This window comes from Labrenzia sp. THAF35 (assembly GCF_009363595.1).
Taxonomy (GTDB): domain Bacteria; phylum Pseudomonadota; class Alphaproteobacteria; order Rhizobiales; family Stappiaceae; genus Roseibium; species Roseibium algicola.
In genome coordinates this window covers 5,881,839-5,903,350 of the sequence record NZ_CP045380.1, presented here as the reverse complement: position 1 = coordinate 5,903,350, position 21,512 = coordinate 5,881,839, and the positions used below count along the sequence as shown (strand labels likewise).

General features: G+C 60.2%; 18 protein-coding genes. 13 read left to right on the top strand and 5 right to left on the bottom strand.

The window, feature by feature from the left end:
• The first annotated feature begins 22 nt into the window (after positions 1 to 22).
• The 11 genes from FIU93_RS27095 (at position 23) to fdhF (ending at position 13,229) form a co-directional block, all read left to right on the top strand.
• Positions 23 to 1,303 carry a glutamate-5-semialdehyde dehydrogenase gene (locus tag FIU93_RS27095; protein WP_152507299.1) on the top strand — a complete coding sequence of 427 codons (1,281 nt, stop codon included), beginning with the start codon at positions 23 to 25 and terminating at the stop codon, positions 1,301 to 1,303.
• A gap of 62 nt (positions 1,304 to 1,365) precedes the next feature.
• A complete protein-coding gene (locus FIU93_RS27090; protein WP_228148058.1) occupies positions 1,366 to 2,001 on the top strand; it encodes a nicotinate-nucleotide adenylyltransferase in 636 nt (211 codons plus the stop codon).
• 230 nt (positions 2,002 to 2,231) lie between these two features.
• Complete coding sequence (gene rsfS / locus FIU93_RS27085; protein ID WP_023001680.1) at positions 2,232 to 2,615, top strand: ribosome silencing factor; 384 nt, start codon at positions 2,232 to 2,234, stop codon at positions 2,613 to 2,615.
• 80 nt (positions 2,616 to 2,695) lie between these two features.
• Complete coding sequence (rlmH, locus tag FIU93_RS27080) at positions 2,696 to 3,178, top strand: 23S rRNA (pseudouridine(1915)-N(3))-methyltransferase RlmH (protein ID WP_023001679.1); 483 nt, start codon at positions 2,696 to 2,698, stop codon at positions 3,176 to 3,178.
• A gap of 30 nt (positions 3,179 to 3,208) precedes the next feature.
• Positions 3,209 to 3,700, top strand: coding sequence for a GNAT family N-acetyltransferase (locus FIU93_RS27075; protein WP_152507298.1), 492 nt, complete (start codon positions 3,209 to 3,211; stop codon positions 3,698 to 3,700).
• Positions 3,701 to 3,981: 281 nt separating this feature from the next.
• Entirely contained in the window at positions 3,982 to 5,361 is a 1,380-nt protein-coding gene (locus FIU93_RS27070; protein WP_055658261.1) for a peptidoglycan DD-metalloendopeptidase family protein, read from the top strand.
• Complete coding sequence (locus FIU93_RS27065; protein WP_023001676.1) at positions 5,358 to 6,689, top strand: S41 family peptidase; 1,332 nt, start codon at positions 5,358 to 5,360, stop codon at positions 6,687 to 6,689. Before FIU93_RS27070 ends, FIU93_RS27065 begins: the two co-directional genes overlap by 4 nt.
• 118 nt (positions 6,690 to 6,807) lie before the next feature.
• On the top strand, positions 6,808 to 7,953 hold the full coding sequence (locus FIU93_RS27060) for a divergent polysaccharide deacetylase family protein (RefSeq protein ID WP_208984457.1): 1,146 nt from the start codon (positions 6,808 to 6,810) through the stop codon (positions 7,951 to 7,953).
• A 30-nt stretch (positions 7,954 to 7,983) separates the two neighbouring features.
• Positions 7,984 to 8,514: an RNA pyrophosphohydrolase gene (locus tag FIU93_RS27055; RefSeq protein WP_055658263.1), complete on the top strand. Its 531-nt coding sequence runs from the start codon at positions 7,984 to 7,986 to the stop codon at positions 8,512 to 8,514.
• A gap of 273 nt (positions 8,515 to 8,787) precedes the next feature.
• Entirely contained in the window at positions 8,788 to 10,464 is a 1,677-nt protein-coding gene (locus FIU93_RS27050; RefSeq protein ID WP_152507297.1) for an NAD(P)H-dependent oxidoreductase subunit E, read from the top strand.
• The gene (gene fdhF, locus FIU93_RS27045; RefSeq protein WP_152507296.1) at positions 10,461 to 13,229 is read left to right on the top strand and encodes a formate dehydrogenase subunit alpha; all 2,769 of its coding nucleotides are present in this window, start codon (positions 10,461 to 10,463) and stop codon (positions 13,227 to 13,229) included. The genes FIU93_RS27050 and fdhF overlap by 4 nt, the downstream gene beginning before the upstream one ends.
• Positions 13,230 to 13,333: 104 nt before the next feature.
• Here fdhF and FIU93_RS27040 read toward each other — a convergent pair whose 3' ends face one another.
• The 3 genes from FIU93_RS27040 to FIU93_RS27030 all read right to left on the bottom strand — a co-directional run bounded on the left by FIU93_RS27040 (position 13,334) and on the right by FIU93_RS27030 (position 17,553).
• A complete protein-coding gene (locus FIU93_RS27040) occupies positions 13,334 to 15,439 on the bottom strand; it encodes a hypothetical protein (protein ID WP_209010246.1) in 2,106 nt (701 codons plus the stop codon).
• A gap of 211 nt (positions 15,440 to 15,650) precedes the next feature.
• The gene (queG, locus tag FIU93_RS27035) at positions 15,651 to 16,793 is read right to left on the bottom strand and encodes a tRNA epoxyqueuosine(34) reductase QueG (RefSeq protein WP_152507294.1); all 1,143 of its coding nucleotides are present in this window, start codon (positions 16,791 to 16,793) and stop codon (positions 15,651 to 15,653) included.
• Between the two features lie 67 nt (positions 16,794 to 16,860).
• Positions 16,861 to 17,553 (bottom strand): glutathione S-transferase family protein, encoded by a 693-nt coding sequence (locus tag FIU93_RS27030; RefSeq protein ID WP_023001669.1) that lies wholly within the window; start codon positions 17,551 to 17,553, stop codon positions 16,861 to 16,863.
• Positions 17,554 to 17,771: 218 nt separating this feature from the next.
• Here FIU93_RS27030 and FIU93_RS27025 point away from each other — a divergent pair, with 218 nt between their 5' ends.
• Positions 17,772 to 18,578 (top strand): undecaprenyl-diphosphate phosphatase, encoded by an 807-nt coding sequence (locus FIU93_RS27025; protein WP_023001668.1) that lies wholly within the window; start codon positions 17,772 to 17,774, stop codon positions 18,576 to 18,578.
• Between the two features lie 83 nt (positions 18,579 to 18,661).
• Here FIU93_RS27025 and FIU93_RS27020 read toward each other — a convergent pair whose 3' ends face one another.
• Positions 18,662 to 19,690, bottom strand: a complete 1,029-nt coding sequence (locus FIU93_RS27020; RefSeq protein ID WP_152507293.1) for a WYL domain-containing protein — start codon at positions 19,688 to 19,690, stop codon at positions 18,662 to 18,664.
• A 150-nt stretch (positions 19,691 to 19,840) separates the two neighbouring features.
• Between FIU93_RS27020 and FIU93_RS27015 the strand changes: the two genes are divergently transcribed.
• The gene (locus FIU93_RS27015) at positions 19,841 to 20,077 is read left to right on the top strand and encodes a DUF1127 domain-containing protein (RefSeq protein WP_023001666.1); all 237 of its coding nucleotides are present in this window, start codon (positions 19,841 to 19,843) and stop codon (positions 20,075 to 20,077) included.
• A gap of 29 nt (positions 20,078 to 20,106) precedes the next feature.
• Here the strand turns inward: FIU93_RS27015 and FIU93_RS27010 are convergent, their stop codons facing one another.
• Positions 20,107 to 21,369, bottom strand: a complete 1,263-nt coding sequence (locus tag FIU93_RS27010) for an MFS transporter (RefSeq protein WP_152507292.1) — start codon at positions 21,367 to 21,369, stop codon at positions 20,107 to 20,109.
• Between the last annotated feature and the right edge of the window lie 143 nt (positions 21,370 to 21,512).

Below are 21,512 nucleotides of genomic sequence, written 5' to 3'. Positions count from 1 at the left end.
CGCAAAACGGGAGCAAGTGAGTATGCTGGAAGTAGTCGAGGCAAAGACGACCGAGGACTTGATGGCAGAGATCGGGCAGCGCGCCCGTGCTGCCGGCCGGATCCTTGCCATCGCTCCAGCAGACCAGAAGAACAAGGCCCTGGCCGAAATGGCAGCCGCCGTTCGGGCTGCAACACCGGATATTCTTGCAGGCAACCGTCTCGATCTTGAAGCGATGAAGGCAGGCGGCCAGACGGCAGCGTTCCTGGATCGTGGCACGCTTACGGAAGAGCGGATCGAGGCGATTGCCAAAGCCCTTGAGGACATTGTCGCGCTGGACGATCCCGTCGGCAGCGTGATCGCCGCCTGGGATCGGCCGAACGGCCTGAAGATCGAACGTGTGCGCACGCCCCTGGGTGTTATCGGTGTCATTTACGAAAGCCGCCCGAACGTGACCGCGGATGCAGGCGCGCTGTGTCTGAAAGCCGGCAACGCCGTTGTTCTGCGTGGCGGCTCCGACACCATCAATTCCAACCGGGCGATCCATGCGGCCCTGCAGAAAGGCCTCGTCGCCGCCGGTCTGCCGGAAGATGCGATCCAGATCGTTCCGGTTACCGACAGGGCCGCTGTTGGTGAAATGCTGCGCGGTCTTCAAGGCAACCTCGATGTCATCGTCCCGCGTGGTGGCCGCAGTCTTGTCGAGCGTGTGCAGACCGAAGCTCGCGTGCCGGTCTTTGCCCATCTGGAAGGCCTGGTGCATATCTTCGTCGACAAGGCGGCCGATCTTGAGAAATCCGTCGAGGTGATCGTCAATTCCAAGCTTCGCCGGACCGGCATCTGCGGGGCGCTGGAAACATTGCTGGTGCATGAAGACGTGGCACACAGCCACTTGCCGGTGATCGTGAAGGCACTTCAGGAAAAGGGCTGCGAGATCCGGGGCGGTGCGATTGTGCGCGACATTTGCGAAAACATCGTGCCGGCAAGCGAGGACGACTGGTCGACTGAGTATCTGGACAAGATCCTTTCGGTGAAGGTGGTCGCGGATCTCGACGCTGCCATGGAGCATATCGCGCGCTACGGTTCCAACCATACCGATTGCATCCTGACCGAAGATCAGGCGACTGCCGACCGGTTCCAGCGGGAAGTGGATTCAGCCATCGTGCTGCACAATGCGTCGACCCAGTTTGCCGACGGTGGCGAATTCGGCATGGGCGCGGAGATCGGCATTGCCACTGGGCGCATGCATGCACGCGGACCAGTCGGCGTGGAGCAGCTGACCAGCTTCAAGTACAAGGTGCATGGCACCGGCCAGACCCGCCCGTGACGACAGCCCTTGAGGACCGCCAGGAATGCCCGCCCGTAATGACCAATCGTGAGTTCGCCTGAATGAGCCCCTTGAGTCTTGGCGCGGGACTGGACCGTGACTGGATGAAACTGCCCCATGCCGAGCCGGGCAACCGCATCGGCATTTTCGGCGGATCCTTCAATCCTCCTCATTCAGGTCACCGGCTGGTGGCTTCGACCGTGTTGAAGCGGCTGGGCCTGGATCAGGTCTGGTGGCTGGTGACACCTGGCAACCCGCTCAAGAGCCACGCGGACCTGGCGCCGCTGGAGCGGCGGCTGCGCCTGACGGCGGACCTCGCCGACCATCCACGCATGAAGGTTACCGCCTTCGAGCAGGTTCTGGGAACACCCTATACGGCCAGAACGCTGGTTGCCCTGCGCCAGATGCGTCCATCTGTCCGATTCGTTTGGGTCATGGGGGCTGACAATTTAGCCGGCTTCCATCGCTGGCAGGACTGGCGCGACATCGTCGGCTCGGTGCCGATCGCCATTGTCGACCGGCCGGGAGCCTCCTTGTCAGTGATGTCGTCTCCCATGGCAAAAGCCTATGAAAAATATAGGCTTCCGGAAGAAGACGCGGCACTTCTGCCGGAAATGGAGGCGCCGATCTGGACTTTTCTGCACACGCCATTGGACCGGACATCGTCCACCGATCTGCGCCTTGGGCAAAAGCGGTAAACAGCAGATTTGCCAAGAATTTCCGCGTGTCTTGAAAATGCCAAACGGGAAGCGGTATTATAGGGACGGTCGCGATGAGCGCGGCCGAGGTACGGTCAACCGGTCCTGCATCCAAAACGGGTGACGTACGAAGTCGGACGTTTCAGTTCGTGACGACGTTGGGCGCGGGACGGCATAAACGGCGAAAGGCACAACACCTGACCATGACCTTTGAAAGTGGGCGGACAGACATGTCCTCTCCTCTGCAGGCTTCCGTAGGTAAAGAACTTGCGGCAGACCTCCTCGATACGGTCCTCACCAGTCTTGACGACTCCAAAGCTGAGGACGCTGTTACCCTCGACATCGCAGGCAAGAGTTCACTGGCCGATTACATGGTAATCGTGTCCGGTCGTTCCCATCGTCACGTGGGCGCGATTGCCGAGCACTTGCTGAAAGACCTCAAATCGGCCGGCGCCGGATCGGCAACGGTTGAGGGTCTGAACATTTGCGATTGGGTGCTGATCGATGCGGGTGATGTGATCGTACACATCTTCCGTCCGGAGGTTCGCGGCTTCTACAATCTTGAGAAGATGTGGGCACCGGAAGAGGATGCGGCACCGCATTACATCGGCTGAGCCGGCATTGAGGCCCTGAGGCAGGGCCTCCGTCTGCTGCCGGGCAGATTTTTCACCGGATCGATCTCCGGCAGGGACTTATGCGCTTTACGCTCTTCTGCATTGGCAAAATGAAAGCCGGTGCGGACAAAGAACTTTTCGACCGATATATCGACCGCGCCCGCAAGACAGGCCGCGGTCTCGGCGTTACCGAAGTCATCCTCAACGAAATGCCGGAAAGCCGTGCGCAGCGCGCCGATGACCGCAAGGCGGAAGAAGCGCGGGGAATTCTTGCCGCGCTCAATGCCGGTGCGCGGCTGGTGGTGCTGGACGAGAACGGCAAGAACCTGACCAGCCCGGCCTTCAGCCAGAAACTGGAAGCCTGGAAGGATGAAGGTGTTCCCGACGTGGTCTTTGCCATTGGCGGAGCGGATGGTCACGGTCAGGAAGTTCTGAGCCGCGCCGATCTTAAACTCGCTCTTGGTGCCATGACCTGGCCGCATCAGATCGCCCGCATTCTTTTGGCGGAGCAGGTCTACCGCGCCATGACGATCCAGTCCGGTCACCCTTATCACCGTGTGTGAGACTTCTGAAAGAGCCCTGGGAGAGAACTGGTGATACCGGCACTTGAGACCGAAAGACTGATCCTGCGGCCGATGACCATGTCGGACTGGCCGGCGTACGAGGATTTGATGGCCTCGGATCGATCCCGGTATATGGGAGGCCCGCTATCGCGGTTTGCAGCCTGGGGCCTGTTCTGCCACGACATTGCGCAATGGCAGTTGATGGGGCATGGGGCCCTTATGATGGAGGCGCGCGGCTCCGGCGAGGTCTTCGGTCAGGTCGGTATCAATCATGGCCCGCTTTTTCCGGAACATGAACTCGGCTGGTTCGTCTATGAGCATGCGGAGGGCAGGGGCTACGCTTTCGAGGCGGCCGGGGCCTTTCGTGACTGGGCACGGCAGGAGCGCCGTCTACCGTCGCTCGTCAGTTATATGGATCAGGAAAACACCCGCTCGGCGCGCCTTGCCGAACGGCTTGGAGCGCATCTCGATGTCGATGCTGCGCGCCCGGACCCCAAGGATATTGTCTACAGACATTACTGATCGTGAAGGACAGGAGATGGGGTTTCCGCCGGAAAACCTGTTGTCGTAACGGCACTATGACCAAAAATTAACGATTGAAACGGCGGAAAAAGGCGAGAATGCCTGTATCTCGCCGCATTCGCCACGTAACGGTCATCGATCAGACAGAAGAGGGAATGCGATCCTCGGTGGGAGCAGAAGTTAATTGGCCGGTCACTAGGGTAAACGGTTCGTTAACGCAGACTGTGTATCGCATTGGAAGATAACCCTTTGGGAGCTTAGGCAGGTTGATAGCGGATCGCATGACAGCGGCGCGTTCGGAACTCGAGAGACGGAAGAAATTCCGCCCGCTCTTGAGTGGCCTGACTGCGGCCTTGCTCGTTCTGCCCCTGCCAGCCGGATCGACGGAAAGTGTCGATGAGACCACCACCCAGGAACAGGCGGCTCCGCCTGCTGAGGTGACTGCTGCACTGGAACGCAAGAAACAACGCGAAGAGGAACTTGCCGCGCTGTCGCGCGATATCGAGGTATCGACGGACCGGCAGGCGACCATCGCACGCGAAATCCGCGCACTTGATCGCGACCGGGACACGTTGAATGCCAAGATCATCAGCACGTCCGACACGATCAAGGGCCTGGAAGGCGAACTGACCGATACCGAGCGGCGGCTGCGCGCGCTGGGGGAGAATGAGGACGCGGTGCGCTTGTCGCTGATTGCTCGCCGCGACGTGCTGGCAGAAGTTCTGGCTGCCCTGCAGCGAATCGGACGCCGTCCGCCACCGGCGCTGGCCGTGCGTCCGAGCGACGCGCTGTCGGCCGTGCGCAGTGCGATTCTCCTGAACGCGGTCATGCCGGAGCTGAAGGTGGAAACCGAGGCACTGGCAGCAGATCTTGAGGAATTGCATCGTCTGAAGACGGTGATTGCTGAGGAAAAAAACCGCCTGCGCGGCGACGCGATGCGATTGGCTGAGGAAAAGTCCCGGCTGGAGCTTCTTCTGAGCGCGAAAAGGCAGGAACATCAAAGATCGGTACAGGACCTTCAGGAAGAGAAGGAGCGTGCAGCGGAACTTGCGGACAAGGCGGGATCTCTCCAAGAATTGATCGCGACCCTGGAAGTGGAAATCGAGAGCGCCCGGGAGGCGGCGGAAAAGTCGCGTCAGGCAGCACTCGAGGCCAGGAAAAATCCGTCGCGCTCGTATGATCCCTTTGCGGATCCTGGGCGTCTGGCACCGGCCATTTCGTTCCAGGAAGCCAAGGGCAAGCTGCCTCAGCCTGTTGCCGGTACGCTTTTGAAGGACTATGGCCAGGAAGACGATTTCGGCGGTGTGACGGAGGGTCAATCTATCGCCACACGGCCTGGGTCCAATATTACGTCACCTGCCGACGGATGGGTGGTCTATTCCGGACCGTTCCGTTCGTTCGGACAGCTCTTGATCCTGAATACCGGCGACGGCTACCATGTGTTGCTGGCCGGAATGGACCGGATCGATGCGGAGTTGGGGCAATTTGTTTTGACCGGGGAACCGGTCGGAGTGATGGGCGCAACCCAGTGGGCAAGCGCTTCGACGTTCGGTTTGGGCTCGACCCAGCCGATCCTTTATGTTGAATTCCGGAAAGACGGTCGTGCGATCGATCCCACACCCTGGTGGGCACGCACTGAAGAAGAAAAGGCTCGCGGATGATACGGAAAGCTTCCTTGCTGCTTGTGGGTGCTCTCATGGGAGCAGCAGCAATCACGACACTGTCCCAGATGCCGATCAATGTCTCGGTAGCGGCCAATGCGGCGGCAACGGATACGTACCGGCAGCTTAACCTGTTTGGCGACGTGTTCGAACGCGTGCGGTCAGACTACGTGGAAGTCCCTGATGACGCCCAGCTCATCGAGAGCGCCATCAACGGCATGTTGACCTCCCTCGACCCGCACTCCAGCTACATGTCTCCGAAGAGCTTCCGGGACATGCAGGTGCAGACCCGCGGCGAATTCGGTGGTCTCGGCATTGAAGTCACCATGGAAGAAGGCCTCGTGAAAGTCGTGTCGCCGATCGACGATACACCTGCCGCCAAGGCCGGTGTTCTGGCAGGTGACTACATCACCTACATCGACGGCGAACAGGTCCAGGGACTGACCCTCAACGAAGCGGTCGAAAAGATGCGCGGGCCGGTCAAGACGGACATCGTGGTCACGGTGCGCCGCAAGGGCCGCGCCGAACCGTTCGACATCACCATCACCCGCGACATCATCCGCATTCGTTCGGTTCGCTGGCGGGAAGAGGATGACGTCGGATATGTTCGCGTCACCCAGTTCAACGAACAGACCTTCGACGGCCTGAAGGAAGGCATCGAGGAAATGACCGCGAACATCGGTGAAGACAAGCTCAAGGGCTTCGTCATCGACCTGCGCAACAACCCGGGTGGTCTGCTGGATCAGGCAATTGCCGTTTCCGACGCCTTCCTGGACCGTGGCGAGATTGTTTCGACACGTGGCCGTGAAGCCGACGAAACCCAGCGCTACAACGCACGGGCTGGCGACCTGACAACCGGCAAGCCGGTAATCGTGCTGGTCAACGGCGGTTCCGCCTCCGCTTCGGAAATCGTTGCAGGTGCGCTGCAGGATCATCGCCGGGCAACCATCCTCGGCACACGGTCCTTCGGCAAGGGCTCGGTTCAGACGATCATCCCGCTTGGTGCCAACGGCGCCATCCGCCTGACCACGGCTCGGTACTACACCCCGTCTGGCACATCGATCCAAGCCAAGGGCATCGTGCCGGACATTGAGTCCCTGCAGGATCTGCCGGACGATCTGGTCGGCCGTGTCGATACCAAGGGCGAAGCCGGTCTTCGTGGCCACCTGGAAGCTTCCGAAGGTGAGGAAGAATCCGGTAGCCAGGCCTATGTGCCGTCCGATCCGAAGGACGACACCCAGCTGAACCTGGCACTCGACCTTCTGCGCGGTAATCAGGTGAACAGCGCCTTCCCGCCGGTCTCCGACAGCGCGGCTGTCAAAAACTAAATGAAAAAACGCGCGCCGGTCCGCCGGCGCGCGACTTGTCGTTCTCGTTCTGCGTATATCAAAAACAAACTTTCCGGTTCGGGGACATCCTGAAACCGGGCAATAGGCTCAGGACGATATGTCGAGCGAAGATCTCACAGCTCCTTTAGGCATGGGCAAGCGGCGGCTGGTCAGGCTGCCGTTCGGTCTTATCGGGGTCGGTATTCTGAGCGTGATCCTCACTTCTACGCTCGTCTGGATCACTGTCGTCGACGACCCGCTTGGCGGAGAACCCGTTGCCGTTCTGCCGCTCGACGCCATTGTCGAAGGCGTGACCTCCCAGGACATCGAAGTGGTCGAGATCCGCCCGGGCATCAACGGTGACCTGGGCCCGAACCTGCGACCGGAAAGCAGCAAGGATCTGCTTGGCCCGCGCTACGACATGGTCATGCGACCGGACGGACTGGGCCCGGAAGCTCCGGTGACCGGCCTGTCGATCAATCCGGACAGCCGTGTCAGCGAACGGTCCGATTTCGGGTTCCTGCCGAAGGTCAGCGATGCCGGTATCCGTCCGCTGGATGCCTATTCCCGGCCGATCGTTCGCGAGTTCACCTCGATCCCGAAAATTGCCGTCATCGTGACCGGGCTCGGCCTGAGTGAAACCGGTACCCAGAACGCCATTACCCGGTTGCCGGCCGATACGACCTTTGCGCTTGCCCCTTATGGTGAAGACCTGGACCTGTGGATGCAGCAGGCCCGGACCAAGGGCCATGAACTGCTGCTGCAATTGCCGCTGGAGCCATTCGATTTTCCCGACAATGACCCGGGCCCGCACACGCTGCTGGTCAGCCTGCGCCCCAATGAAATGATGGATCGGCTTGGGTTCCTGCTCACGCGGGCGACCAACTATGTCGGCGTCATTCCTGAAATGGGCGCGCGTTTCACGGCGACGAAACCTTCCATGGAGTTCCTTCTGGAAAAACTGAAGGCGCGTGGCCTGATGTTCGCCGACAACGGCACATCTTCCCGGTCCATCGCCGATGATGTCTCCAAGGAAATGCGCGTTCCCTTCAGTGGGGTGGACGTGGTGCTGGACGAAGTACCGCGAGAAGACGACATTAACGCCAAGCTGCTGCAGCTGGAAAGCGTCGCCCGTGCCCGCGGTGTCGCGGTGGCGACGGCATCCGCATTGCCTGTGACCGTGCGCCAGCTGGAAAAGTGGGTGCAGGATCTTGAAGAGCGCGGTCTCCAGCTGGTCCCCGTCAGCGCGACCATCGATCGATAATTCTGAGAAATTGAGCACCAAGAGGTATTCGTGACGAAGCTGGCACTCGGACCGGGATTTCCGGAACCCGTCGACGGTCTTCCCTATCGGCCCTGCGTCGGTATCATGCTGATCAACAAGGCAGGCAAGGTCTGGATCGGCAGCCGCGATGATGGAGGCAGTTCCTCCAACTACGAATATTGCTGGCAGATGCCGCAAGGCGGGATCGACAAGGGCGAAGCACCCGAACCGGCTGCCCGGCGCGAGCTTTACGAGGAAACCTCGATCAAGTCCGTTTCCCTTCTGGAAGAAGCCCCGGAGTGGTTCGCCTACGACTATCCAGAAGACGTCGTCCGCGCATCGCGCAAGGGCAAGTATCGCGGTCAGGCTCAGCGCTGGATCGCCTACCGCTTCGACGGATCGGAAGACGAAATCGATATCCTCACGCCACCGGACGGTCACACCGCGGAATTCAGCGAGTGGCGCTGGGAAGATGCCGACCGGCTGCCCGGTTTGATCGTGCCGTTCAAGCGCCCGGTCTATGAGCGCGTGGTTGCCGCGTTTTCACATCTGACCTCGTAAAACGAAGCTCATCCAACACGGGCTGAAAAGCCCCCTGGAACCTGCTGGGTTTGCGGTGCTTTTTGTCCGTGAGGTGCTCCAAAGCGTCAGCATTGGAGTCCCGCTTGTCGTTTTTCAAACAGACAGGCTGACTCGGCACGGCTAACATCCGGACCAAAATGCGGGGTAGGTCCTGGGTTCGCCTGATCGAACCATCAGCCGCCCCCGCGAAGATCGAGAGAGGAGCGCGGACGCGAAATCCAGATGCGCTCCAGCAATACGGGAGGTACGCCAATGTCTTTCGGCAAGGGGCTTTCACGCAAGCCGTCCCAGCCAAAAGGGCGTCAGTTGGAAGATGCGGCCCTGGACGAAGTCCGGAATTTGCTGGGTGATGAGCCGCGCCGGCGGGACCTGCTCATTGAACATCTGCACAAGATCCAGGACGCATTTGGCTGTCTTGAGGCTCGGCACCTGCGCGCATTGGCCGACGAAATGCGCCTGTCGCAGGCCGAGGTCTATGAGGTCGCGAGCTTTTACCACCATTTCGACATCGTACGGGAAGGGGATGCAAAGCCTGCACCTCTGACCATTCGTGTTTGCGACAGCGTTGCCTGCGCGCTCAAGGGGGCGGACGCTCTGGCTGCTGCGCTTGAAGCCAGGGTTGATCCGGCAAAAGTCCGCATCCAGAAAGTTCCGTGCATCGGTCGCTGTGCCGGTGCCCCGGCCGTGCAGGTCGGCAAGCGGGCCATCGACAACGCAAGCGAAGTGTCCGTGCGCGCTGCCTTGTTCGAAGGAACGTCCGATCCGGTGGTTCCCGATTACATCAAGCTGGATGCCTACCGCGAAGCTGGTGGTTACCAGTTGCTGGAGCGCGTGCGCGCGGGGGAACTGGATGCAGCGGCAATTGCGGACAAGGCGCTGGAAGCAGGCCTTCGCGGCCTGGGCGGTGCAGGCTTCCCGACAGGCACGAAATGGAAGATCGTCCACGACCTGCCGGCTCCGAAATATCTCACCATCAATGGCGATGAAGGCGAACCAGGCACGTTCAAGGACCGCGTTCACCTGGAACGCGACCCGCACCGGATGCTCGAGGGCGCGCTGATTGCCGCCCATGCGATTTCCGCCGCGCGCATCTATCTCTATATGCGCGATGAATACCCGGCGGTACTCCGGATCCTGAAGACCGAAATCGAGGCCCTGCGCGAAGCTGGCATCATCACGACCATCGACATCGAACTGCGCCGCGGGGCGGGAGCCTATATCTGCGGCGAGGAAAGCGCGATGATCGAATCGATCGAAGGCAAGCGCGGCCTGCCACGCCACCGCCCACCGTACATTGCCCAGGTCGGCCTGTTTGGTCGGCCGACGCTCAATCACAACATAGAAACCCTGTTCTGGATCAGGGATATCGTCGAGAAGGGTTCGGAGTGGTTTGCCAGCCACGGCCGCCGTGGTCACAAGGGCTACCGCTCCTTCTCGGTTTCCGGCCGTGTCAGGGACCCAGGCGTCAAGATGGCCCCGGCGGGGATCACCATGAACGAGCTTCTGGCAGAATACTGCGGTGGCATGGAAGAGGGGCATGTTTTCAAGGGCTACCTGCCCGGTGGTGCCTCCGGGGGCATCCTGCCCGCATCTCTTGCCGACGAGCCGCTGGATTTCGGTACGCTCGACAAATACGGCTGTTTCATCGGCAGCCACGCCATCGTCGTTTTCTCCGATCAGGATGACATGCGCGATGTGGCATTGAACCTGATGCGCTTCTTCAAGCACGAGAGTTGCGGTCAGTGCACGCCCTGCCGCTCCGGAACGGAGAAAATGGAACATCTGCTGGCAACAGGCGATTGGGACAAGACGAAGATCACGGATCTCGATGAAGTCATGCGATCGGCATCCATTTGCGGTCTTGGGCAGGCAGCCAGCAATCCGGTCACGTCGGTGCTGAAATTTTTCCCGGAGGAGTTCGAGAAATGAGCCAGGTCACTTTCTCCCTCGACGGTCGGATGGTCACCGCGGAAGACGGCGAAACCATCTGGCAAGTTGCCAAGCGTGAAGGCGTCGCCATTCCGCATCTCTGCCACAAGGACGCACCGGGTTATCGCTCCGACGGCAATTGCCGTGCCTGTATGGTCGATATCGAGGGCGAGCGCGTGCTTACCGCTTCCTGTATTCGCACCCCTGCCGAAGGCATGGTGGTGAAGACCGCCAGCGAACGTGCGTCCAAGGCTCGCGAGATGGTGTTCGAACTTCTGGCTGCCGACCAGCCCTCGCGCGACCATCATCCCGACCCGGAAAGTGATTTCTGGAAATGGTCCGACCATGTCGGTGTCGCCACCAGCCGCTTTGCCCCATGCGCCAAACCGGCCCAGGACATTTCCCATCCGGCCATCGCGGTCAATCTGGACGCCTGCATCGCGTGTAATCTGTGCGAGCGAGCCTGCCGGGAAGTGCAGGTCAACGACGTTATCGGCATGGCGGATCGCGGTTCGCACACGGTGCCGGTGTTCGATCTGGCAGACCCGATGGGTCTTTCCACCTGCGTTGCCTGCGGCGAATGCGTGTCGGCCTGTCCGACCGGGGCCCTGATGGAAAAGAGCCTTCTGGATGCCAGCGCCAGCAAGCGCGAGATCTTTGCCGAAGAAACCGTCGACAGCGTCTGTCCTTTCTGTGGTGTGGGCTGCCTGACGTCTGTCTCGGTGAAGGACGGCAAGATCGTCAGCGTCGAGGGCCGCGACGGCCCGGCCAACGAGAACCGCCTCTGCGTCAAGGGCCGCTTCGGCTTCGATTATGTTTCCAGCCCCGAGCGCCTGACCAAGCCGCTGATCCGCCGGGACGATGCGCCCAAGCGTGGCGACATTGCCATGACGCTGGAAAACCATCTCGACTATTTCCGTGAGGCAACCTGGGACGAAGCGCTCGAGCGAGCCGTTGGTGGTCTTAAAGCGGTTTATGACGCCAAGGGCGGCCGTGGCATCGCGGGCTTCGGCTCGGCCAAGGGCTCCAACGAAGAGGCTTATCTCTTCCAGAAGCTGATCCGCCAGGGTTTCCAGACCAACAACGTCGACCACTGCACGCGTCTCTGCCACGCTTCTTCCGTGGCTGCACTCATGGAGGGCATCGGTTCGGGTGCAGTGACAGCCCCGTTCAATGCAGCCGGCGATGCAGACTGCATGATCGTGATCGGCGCTCGTCCGGAACAGAACCACCCGGTTGCCGCGACCTACATCAAGCAGGCGGCCAAGAACGGCACAAAGCTGATCGTCATGGACCCGCGCGGCCAGGGGCTGATGCGCTTTGCCGACTACGGCTTGAAGTTCAAGCCGGGAACCGATGTGGCGATGTTGAACGCGATTCTCAACGTCATCATCACCGAAGGCCTCTACGACAGCCAGTATATCGCCGCTCACGTGGACGGCTTCGAGGCACTGAAGGAAAAGATCGTCGACTTCGCGCCGGAAGCGATGGAGCCAGTCTGCGGCATCGACGCGCAAACCCTGCGGGAAGTCGCAAGGCTTTACGCCACCAGTGCCAAGTCGATCATCTTCTGGGGCATGGGCGTTTCGCAGCATGTCCACGGCACCGACAACGTCCGCTGCCTGATCGCCATGGCGCTGACAACCGGCCAGATAGGCCGCCCGGGCACCGGCCTGCATCCCCTGCGCGGTCAGAACAACGTGCAAGGGGCATCCGACGCCGGGCTCATTCCGATGGTGTTCCCGGACTATCGTTCAGTTGAAAACCCGGATATCCGCGCCGAATTCGAAGACGCCTGGGGCCGCACGCTCGACCCCGTGCGCGGTTTGACCGTGGTGGAGATCATGGACGATATTCTGAATGGTGGCATCGAGGCGATGTTCGTTCAGGGTGAAAACCCGGCCATGTCAGATCCGGACCAGGCCCATGCCCGCAAGGCACTCGCCAGTCTGAAACATCTTGTGGTTCAGGATATCTTCCTGACAGAAACCGCCTGGCATGCGGACGTGATCCTGCCTGCCTCCGCCCATGCGGAAAAGCTCGGTACGTTCACGAACACCAACCGCCAGGTTCAGATCGGCCGTCCTTGCGTGCCGATGCCCGGTGAAGCACGCGCCGACTGGCAGATCCTCATCGATATCGCCAACCGCCTGGGCCTGAACTGGACCTATGACGGCGTCCCGGCGATTTATGAGGAAATGCGGTCGCACATGAACTCGCTGAGCAACATTTCCTGGGAAAGGCTGGAGCGCGACGGCACGGTCACCTATCCGGCGGATGCCCCGGACAAGCCTGGCAACGAGATCCTGTTCGGCCAGTCCTTCCCGACGGCAGATGGCCGCGGGCGCATCGTACCGACGGATCTGGTGCCGCCGGACGAGCTTCCCGACGATGATTTCCCGTTGGTGCTGACCACGGGGCGCATGCTGGAGCATTGGCACACCGGTGCCATGACGCGGCGTGCGGAAGTGCTCAATGCCATCGAACCGGAGCCAGTCGTTTCCATGAACCCGCGCGATATCGAGCGCTCGGGTCTGGATATCGGCCAGCAGGTGAGGGTGGAAACACGGCGCGGCGCAATCACGTTGACCCTGCGCGCAGACCGGGACGTGTCGACAGGCATGCTCTTCATCCCGTTCTGCTTCAGCGAAGCCCCGGCCAACTTCCTGACCAACCCGCAGCTGGATCCCTTCGGTAAGATCCCGGAGTTCAAATTCTGTGCAGCGCGGATCGGAACGGTCGGACAGCAGCAGGCGGCAGAGTGACGCCAGGTCTCGCCAGAATTCAAAGAACGAGCTAACTGCCTGAAGGCAAAAAAGGGCGGCCACTGGCCGCCCTTTTGGTTTTCGCATTCACGTGGTCAGAGCAATCAATTGGCAACAATCTTGACTGCAAGCAGATCCGGCAGGGTTTGCGGTGCTGCCATCGAACCCAGGATCTGTGCCAGCGGAACCGGGTTCGGCGGCGTCAGGGTGACCTTCAGTTCACCCGGATTGTCGAGGAACTTGGACGCTGCTTCAGTAACCATCTGCGTGAAGGCCGCATTCTGGATCGGCGCGGTCATTTGCGTCGCCTGTGCCACCAAGGCTTCCCGGAAGACATTTTCGGGGATGTTCTGAGCTGCGGCAATGTGGGCCAGGCCCTTCTTGGTGAGGCCGGCATCCTTGAAGGTCAGGGATGCATCGACGAACTGGGCAACAACGAGGGCCATTTGTCCCTGGTTCTCGGGATCCTCGAACAGGGACTTCGGTACGTTTGCAAGACGTGCGGACAATTCGGCGCGGCCGAGCCCTTCGACATTCACCATCATGCGCTCCAGGCGCAGTTCCAGCGTTGCCTCGTCCCAGTAGAGCCGGGTCTCGTCGGACCAGACGACCGTTTCCAGACCGAGAGCTTCCAGCAATTCCTGGGCTTCCGGGTCATCAATGGCCGCGACAGGCACTTTCAGCCCTTCGGTCCTGGCGTGAAAGCTGGTCGGGATTGGCGGCACCGTGGTGGACAGCGTCATCTCGGCTCTGCCGATTTCGGTCCGACCGAGGTCCGGAACGGCAACGTCCAGTCCTTCCAGTTCATAACCGAAAGAGCGCGGCATGAACGCGCGGGCCACTTCCATCGGGTGATCCTCGCCGAAGCTTGGGTCCGCCATCAATGTGCTGATCATGGCACGCATGGGCGTATATTCGGCGAATTCGATATCGCCGATCGCCGCCCAGTCGATCTTGACCGATGCACCTTCCGGCAGGTCCGGGGCATCGAGACCGACCATCATCATTTCGCCGATACCGTCGGAGTTGATCTCCGACATGGACATTTCCTTGATGGCGATTTCCATCGGCTTTTCTGGGCCAGGTGTCGGCACGGTCACGTTGATACCGCTGATGCGGGCATCGGTGACGCCGAACGACCGGTAGAACTGGAATACGCCGGTGATCAGTTCTTCAGGGGCTGGAACCTGCTTGGCAAACAGACTGTCGAACAGGGCAAGGATGTTGTTTTCACGCTTCAGAACGGTGACTTCTGAAATCGAGGTCTTGTCGACGGCAATTTCAATCGCCAGCCCGTCGGCGATGTCCTGTTTGGACTTGTAGTCGATCGCCGACGCCGAGCCGAGCATGACCACTTCATCGCCGGTTTCGGGAACATCGGGGTCGAACAGATCGAAGAACGCGGCCGCGTCCATGTCCGTGTAAACGGTCTTGCCCTGGCTGGTGGTCTGGTTCAGCATCTGGCCCGAGGTCGTGTCCAGGGTCTGCATCGACTGGCTCATGCTGTCGATCGTGTATTCCCCGATCCGGCCATCCACAGCGTCGGCCATGCGGTAGCCCGCAATCTGCATGGTGCCTGACAGAACAAGAGTGTCCTTGCCGTCTTCGATCTCATGCGCCTCGATGGTCATCGCCGTGTTGTCGGCCTTGACTTCGTCGTAGGAAGTCAGGAGGGCAGCTTTCACGAACGGCAGCCAGCGGCTGACCTGATGCGCCTCGTCTTCTGCCGGCACTTCCGGCATGGTGAAGCTGTAGTTCGTCGCGGAAACTCCGCTCAACCGGCCGTCGATCTTCAACCGGCCCTTGCCTTCGGCGCTGGCGGAAAGAACCATTTCTGAATCGTCGGAAAAGACCCAGCTTGCGGCGTCAAAGTCGCCGTCTTCATGGCTGAGACCTGTAATGGTGACCGTGCCGCTGCTGAATGAAAGCGAATAGGTTAGGTCGGTCAGCTTTTCCGGTTCGATATCCGTCGCGCCGTCATTGCCTGTGACATCCGTTTCCTCGGCCGGAATATCCTCGATGGTTCCGCTCAAGGAGATCGTGCTGTCGGTGAGGGTCAGAGTATCGGTACCTTCGTCGTAAGCGACCCTACCGTTTTCGACCTCGACACCCAGGCTCTTCAAACCTTCTACATAAGCTTCATAGGCGGTCTCGCCGGTGTCCTGCGCAAGGGCGGAGCCGGAAACCAGCGCAAGCGCGGTGCCGAGCATGAGGAGCCGGACTCGGGCCCTGGCTGGTTTGGATGAGAAAACGGAGGCGGGCTGAAAATTCAATGTCGTGGCTCCAATAAAATGATCGGAATCGAGCGGTTTGAACGAGATCGGTCCCGATAGGGTTGGACGTCCAAGTCCTCATCAAGACCTAGGCCATTCCATGACTATGTACCAATCACATGACAAGGTCGAATCGGGAAATGCCGGATCAGGATTGCGCGAGGAGCCATTCAGAACGCACGGTCTCGTCGGTTTCGACGCGCAACGCCGCGGTTTTGCGGGCCTGAAAATCTTCCTGTGCAGAAAGTTGGCCGAGTGCCCAGACGGCGGTGCCGCGAACAAGGGCGTCTGCATCGTCCAGCAGCGCTTCGATCTTGCCGAGCAGTGCAATTTCTCCGGAATTGCCGGCGGCAATCAAAACGTTGCGCAGAAACTTTCCCCGTCCGATCCGTTTCACCGGTGATCCGGAAAAGAGCTGGCGGAAAGCTGCGTCGTCCAGCGACAGGAGGTCTGCAAGCTTCGGGGTAATCATCTCCTCCCGGGCAATCAACTTGGCCTCCCTGGCAGCTTCGGCAAACTTGTTCCAGGGACAGGCAGCCAGGCAATCGTCACAGCCGTAAATTCGGTTGCCGATGGCTTTGCGAAACGCCTCCGGAATGGGGCCGGGGTGTTCGATGGTGAGGTAGGAAATGCATCGCCTCGCATCGAGCTGGTAGGGCGCGGGAAATGCGTTCGTCGGGCAACTGTCGAGGCAGGCGCGGCAGGAGCCGCAATGATCGCGTTCTGCTCCGCTCGGCGGCAGATCCAGTGTGGTGAAGATCGAGCCGAGGAAAAACCAGGACCCGAGATCACGTGACACAAGGTTCGTGTGCTTGCCCTGCCAGCCAAGCCCGGAAGCCTCCCCGAGCGGCTTTTCCATCACCGGTGCGGTATCGACGAATACCTTCACGTCTCCACCGGACCGGGAAACCAGGAAGCTGGCCAGTTCCTTCAAGCGCCCCTTGATGACATCGTGATAGTCGCGGTGTCGCGCATAGACGGAAATGCCGCCAGTGGTCTTGTCGGCCAGATGGGCGAGGGGATGTTCGTGCGGTGCGCTGCCGGGGCCATAGTTCATCGCCAGCATGATGACAGAGCGAACCTCCGGCCATAGCGCTTGCGGTGAGGATCGGCGGTCGGCGGTTTCCGCCATCCAGGCCATGCTGCCTTCATAACCCTTGTCCAGGAAGTGCCGCAGGCGTTCGCCCGCCTCCGGAATGCTGTCGGCAGCGGCAATCTTCACGCCGTCGAAACCGAGGGCGCGGGCCTTCTCCTCAAAGGCGGTCAGAAGCTTTTGGGTCTTTCGGTCCAAGGCCTTCGGCTGCTCGCTGGAACAACGTTCAGTTCAACCGGAACCGGTTGAACGCACGAAGAATGCGTCAGAAATCGAGATCCGCATAGGTCTGTGCGGCCGGCATGCCCAGCACCTTCTCGCCCAGGAGCGGGCGCATCGACGGCCGCGACTTGACCCGCGCATACCAGCTCTTGATGTCTTCCTGATCGCTCCAGGGCACTTCGCCCAGATAGTCGGCACACGACAGGGAGGCCGCAAGGGCGAAGTCGGCGAAGGTCAGCCGGTCACCGGCAACCCAGCGGCGGGAGGCGACCAGATAACCGAAGTATTTCAGGTGGTGATGGATGTTTGCCCGGGCAACGCGCAGGGCTGCCGAATCCGGTTCACCGCCGCCGGCGGATTTCGGCATGATCTGCTTGTAGATGCGTTCGCGCACAAGATGACCGATCACTTCCTGATCGAACTTGCCGAGGCTCCACTCGACCAGGCGTCTCGTTTCTGCACGGGCATCGGGATGATCCGGCATCAACCGGCGGTCGGCAACCGCATAGCCCCGGGTTTCGTCCAGATACTCCATGATTGGTCCGGCGCCGCAAATGGCAGGGCCTTCGTTTTCCACGATAACCGGCACGGTGCCTGCCGCGTTCAGCACCAGGAGCGCCTGAGGCCGCTCCCATGGGTTCACGTGATGCTCCTCGAAGGCGGCACCGTATTCGCTCAGGATGAGCCGGATGAACCTTGAAGATGGCGAGAACGGATGATGGTAGAGCGTCAGCATGAAGGGGTTAAGAGCCTGAACTGTGGCAAGACTACGTCAAAGCGAATGCCGAATGCTGCAATCGCCTTAACGGAGAGTTTGCCCCGAATATGGTTATCAAGGGTTTGACGGCGTGACTTCGCTTCGTCAAATAAGCGGCGACTTGGGAGACGCCCTGAGTCGCGAGACATACTTGGTCAGGCTGGTTTTCATCAAGCCATTTGGAGACAAGATACACAATGGACGGCCAAACGATTGTTAATGCTCTCATTTTGGGGATTGTCGAAGGTCTGACCGAGTTCATTCCCGTCTCGTCTACCGGTCACATCCTGCTGCTGGGGCATTTTCTCGGCTTCGACAGCACAGGCAAAACTTTCGAGGTTCTGATCCAGCTCGGCGCCATTCTGGCGATCCTGTCGGTTTATTTTGGCCGTTTGTGGACGCTTCTGATCACGCTGCCAAGCGATCCCTCCAGCCGGCGCTTTGTGGCCGGTATCCTGATTGCCTTCCTGCCGGCCGCTGTCATCGGCGTGCTGCTGCATGGTTTCATCAAGGAAGTGCTGTTCGAAACGCCCGCGCTTATCTGCACGACGTTGCTGCTCGGTGGCATCGTCCTTCTGTGGATCGACCGCCTGCCGCTGAAGCCGCGCTACACAAATGTGATGGATTACCCGCTGTCGCTCTGCCTGAAGATCGGCTTTTGCCAGTGCCTTGCCATGGTGCCCGGCGTTTCACGCTCCGGTGCGACCATTGCCGGTGCATTGCTGATGGGCACCGACAAGCGCTCGGCGGCCGAATTCTCGTTCTTTCTGGCCATGCCGACAATGGCCGGCGCCTTTGCCTACGATCTCTACAAGAACCGCAACGTGCTCTCGATGGACGATGCCATGCTCATTGGTATCGGCTTTGTCGCGTCTTTCATCGCCGGTGTGTTTGTGGTCAAGGGGCTGCTCGACTTCGTCTCCAAACACGGCTTCGCGCCCTTTGCCTGGTGGCGCATTTTCGTGGGCATTGCCGGTTTCGCCGGACTTTATTTCCTGGGCTGAGGCCGCTTTACCAATGTCCGGATCAGCGTGCAGCTTTTGTTGCGCTTGTCCGGACCGACGGAGCGAGTGTGACGCGGCTTGGCTCAGGCTGAACGGTTGAGCTGTCTCTTGGCCGCATAGGTCCCCGCCAATGCCTCCAGTTCGCTTGCAAGCTCCTGACGAAGGTCCTCCGGGCCAAGCAGTTCCGCCCCCGGCCCGAGCCATCGGACGAGCGGCAAAATGCGGGCCCGCTCGGTAGAGGGGATGCTGACGAGGATCCGGCCTTCTTCGGCCGGTGTGAAGACAGCGTGACGGTAATACCAGTCGGCGCTCAGCTTCTTTGCCTGTGCGGCAGTGATCAGGATCTCGGCTATCGCTTCTTCCTGCTCCCAGCGACGCATCGCCTGCGACAGCCATGCCCCGCCGAGAAGGCTCTTGATGGAGAAGGTCTTGTCGGGCCGGAAAAAGAGCCCGCTGATTTCCAGATCCCGCACCCGGTCCGCCCGATAGACCTTGAGCGTGTCCGTATCGACGCAGCGTCCGGCCAGATACCAAAGGTCCCGGTCGAACATGACCCCATAGGGTTCGACGTCATGGGCTTTCACGGTCCGCCTTGTGGGGTTGACGTGCTCGAAGCGGACCCGTTTGCCATCCAGGATACCGGCCATGAATCCGTCGAGGGCCTTCTGCCAGTCGCCCGTCGGTTCCGCCTTTGTGCCGGAATGAAAGATGTCGGGCGGGATTGGTTCGATGCCCACGATCCTGTCGGCCTCTTTTAAGAGCCCGTGAACCGTTTTGGGCAGGGACGCCAGCAGCTTCTTTTCCGCGGCCGCAAGATCGTCTGCCAGCGGTACCGTGCGGCTGGAGCGCACCAGCGCCATTGCAGCCAGCAGGGCGGCGGTCTCATTGCGGGTCAGCGCCACGGGTGGCTGAAGATAACCGCTGGCAAGCCGGTAGCCGCCTTCCGCACCACGCTCTGCATCCACCGGAACGCCAAGCGCGATCAGCCTGTCGATGTCGCGATAGATCGTGCGGTGGGAAACGTGAAACCGTTCGGCAAGTACGGTTGCCGGGACAAGTTTGCCGCCGGTCAGCAGAAGCAGGATGCCGAGTGCGCGTTCAATCGGGTTCATGGAAAATCGGGCTCTGTGAGGTCGGAACAAAAAAAATCATAACCTGAGAACAGAACGGGATCAAACATGACTCACTGCTGTCAGGATTGATTTGCCATTCTCATCTCGTCCCCAGGAAGGAACGGGCGTTCAGCCCTTAGGAGAAGAGAGATGAGCCTTGAGATCGACACCATTTTCCGCAGCCGCGCAAACAGCCGCAGTGTTCTGTTTTCTGCCCTTCGTGTTTGTGTGGCAGAGTTCCGGAATTATCTTCGCCGCCGGGAAACTAACCGAGCACTTTCTCGCCTGAACGAGAGTGAGCTGAAGGATATCGGCCTGCAACGCACAGAGCTCGGCTACAGCGAGCTGCACGACGACCGCTTCAAGTTGGGGCCTCGGCGTGGATAATCTTTTCCGGTGGCTGGCAAGTTCTCCTGTCAGCCGCCGGATCCGCGCATCAATGCCTTTATCTCCGGCTTGTTCCAGGCAAAGAACATCACCACAAGAGCGGTGAGAGCCGCGATGATCACACCGTAGAACGGCAGATCCAGATCAAGCCCGATCAGTTCCCCGCCCAGCAACGAGATCACGCCCGCCACCAAGGTGAAGACGGCAATGGTCACACCCATGACCCATCCCTGTTCCTTGTCGCTGACGGCTGCCGAATAAAGCCCGAGAAACGTCGGATAGGCGATGCCGAAGGCGAAGTAGAAACAGAAGACCGGCACATAGGTCAGAATTGCGCTGGGCGAGGCTATGAAAGCTGCCGCCGACACTGCCCAGACCGTGAAGGTCATGCCCAGAATAGCTTCCTTGCTGAACCGCTTTTGCGCCGGCACCACCAGAAACGTGCTGGAAAAGGCGAGGGCAATGCCGATCGTCAGCATCACCATCGAACCGCCGAGCGTGCCGTAACCGAAGCGGCTGGTCAGGTAGTTGTCGACGAAGATGTAGAAAGACAGGTTGGCGACGTGAAAGAAGAAGAACACCACCGTCAGCCGCATCACTGTCGGATACTTGCGGATACGCCACAGAAGCTCGAGGATTTCTGAAGGCCTGAACACGAATTTCTGCCGCTCCGCCTCGGCGTCGTGTGCATCCTTGAATGAGAACACCACCAGCAGGATGGCAATCAGCACCAGCACGAAACAGGCATAGAACGGTAGCTTGATGCTCGCCAGGTCGCCAAGCAGGACCGGGTCCGACAGGAGACCGCCGAGCAGTGGGCCGCCGACCAGCCCGAAGCTGACGCCGGTAATGATATAGCCCATGTTCCGGTTGCGGTCCTCGTCATCCGTGCTGCCATCGATCATCGCGGCCTGCGCGATCGGCTGGTTGCCCGCAGTCAACCCGGTGATCGCGCGGCCCAGGACCAGGAGCAGGAAGCTGTTGAGATAGAGCGCTGCTATGGTGAGCGCATAGCCGCCGAGAGCGCCGAACAGGCAGATCAGGATCGCATTCTTGCGGCCGATGACATCCGACAGTTTGGAGATGTAGGGCGCACCGAAGAACCAGCACAAGAAGAAGACGCCGATGATGAGGCCGTAATCGAAATGGCGCATCGCGTCGCTGGTGGACTGCGGCAACATCGACGTCGACGGTTCCATCACCAGGGAATTGATGATCGGAAACACCAGTCCCTGACCGAGCAGGTCGACAAAGACAACAAAAAGTAACGTGACCTTCGCAAGAAATGACATCTGCGCCTCCCGTCAATTTTGACGGTAGGCGAAGGAGCGGGATGCGGCAACGAAAAGCTGTGCCGGGTAGGGGCGGCGGATGAACGGTGCTGCATGCAGACGAACTGCTGGAGTGCGCTTACCCGCCCGGCACCGGGCAAGTT

Excerpts from the sequence above, each read along its gene's own strand:
- FIU93_RS27050 (WP_152507297.1), top strand. The coding sequence starts at position 8,788 with ATGTCTTTCGGCAAGGGGCTTTCACGCAAGCCGTCCCAGCCAAAAGGG.
- fdhF (WP_152507296.1), top strand. The coding sequence starts at position 10,461 with ATGAGCCAGGTCACTTTCTCCCTCGACGGTCGGATGGTCACCGCGGAA.
- FIU93_RS27020 (WP_152507293.1), bottom strand. The coding sequence starts at position 19,690 with ATGAACCCGATTGAACGCGCACTCGGCATCCTGCTTCTGCTGACCGGC.
- FIU93_RS27015 (WP_023001666.1), top strand. The coding sequence starts at position 19,841 with ATGAGCCTTGAGATCGACACCATTTTCCGCAGCCGCGCAAACAGCCGC.
- FIU93_RS27040 (WP_209010246.1), bottom strand. The coding sequence starts at position 15,439 with ATGCTCGGCACCGCGCTTGCGCTGGTTTCCGGCTCCGCCCTTGCGCAG.
- FIU93_RS27065 (WP_023001676.1), top strand. The coding sequence starts at position 5,358 with ATGATACGGAAAGCTTCCTTGCTGCTTGTGGGTGCTCTCATGGGAGCA.
- FIU93_RS27010 (WP_152507292.1), bottom strand. The coding sequence starts at position 21,369 with ATGTCATTTCTTGCGAAGGTCACGTTACTTTTTGTTGTCTTTGTCGAC.
- FIU93_RS27030 (WP_023001669.1), bottom strand. The coding sequence starts at position 17,553 with ATGCTGACGCTCTACCATCATCCGTTCTCGCCATCTTCAAGGTTCATC.
- FIU93_RS27060 (WP_208984457.1), top strand. The coding sequence starts at position 6,808 with ATGTCGAGCGAAGATCTCACAGCTCCTTTAGGCATGGGCAAGCGGCGG.
- FIU93_RS27095 (WP_152507299.1), top strand. The coding sequence starts at position 23 with ATGCTGGAAGTAGTCGAGGCAAAGACGACCGAGGACTTGATGGCAGAG.
- FIU93_RS27025 (WP_023001668.1), top strand. The coding sequence starts at position 17,772 with ATGGACGGCCAAACGATTGTTAATGCTCTCATTTTGGGGATTGTCGAA.
- rlmH (WP_023001679.1), top strand. The coding sequence starts at position 2,696 with ATGCGCTTTACGCTCTTCTGCATTGGCAAAATGAAAGCCGGTGCGGAC.
- FIU93_RS27070 (WP_055658261.1), top strand. The coding sequence starts at position 3,982 with ATGACAGCGGCGCGTTCGGAACTCGAGAGACGGAAGAAATTCCGCCCG.
- rsfS (WP_023001680.1), top strand. The coding sequence starts at position 2,232 with ATGTCCTCTCCTCTGCAGGCTTCCGTAGGTAAAGAACTTGCGGCAGAC.
- FIU93_RS27090 (WP_228148058.1), top strand. The coding sequence starts at position 1,366 with ATGAGCCCCTTGAGTCTTGGCGCGGGACTGGACCGTGACTGGATGAAA.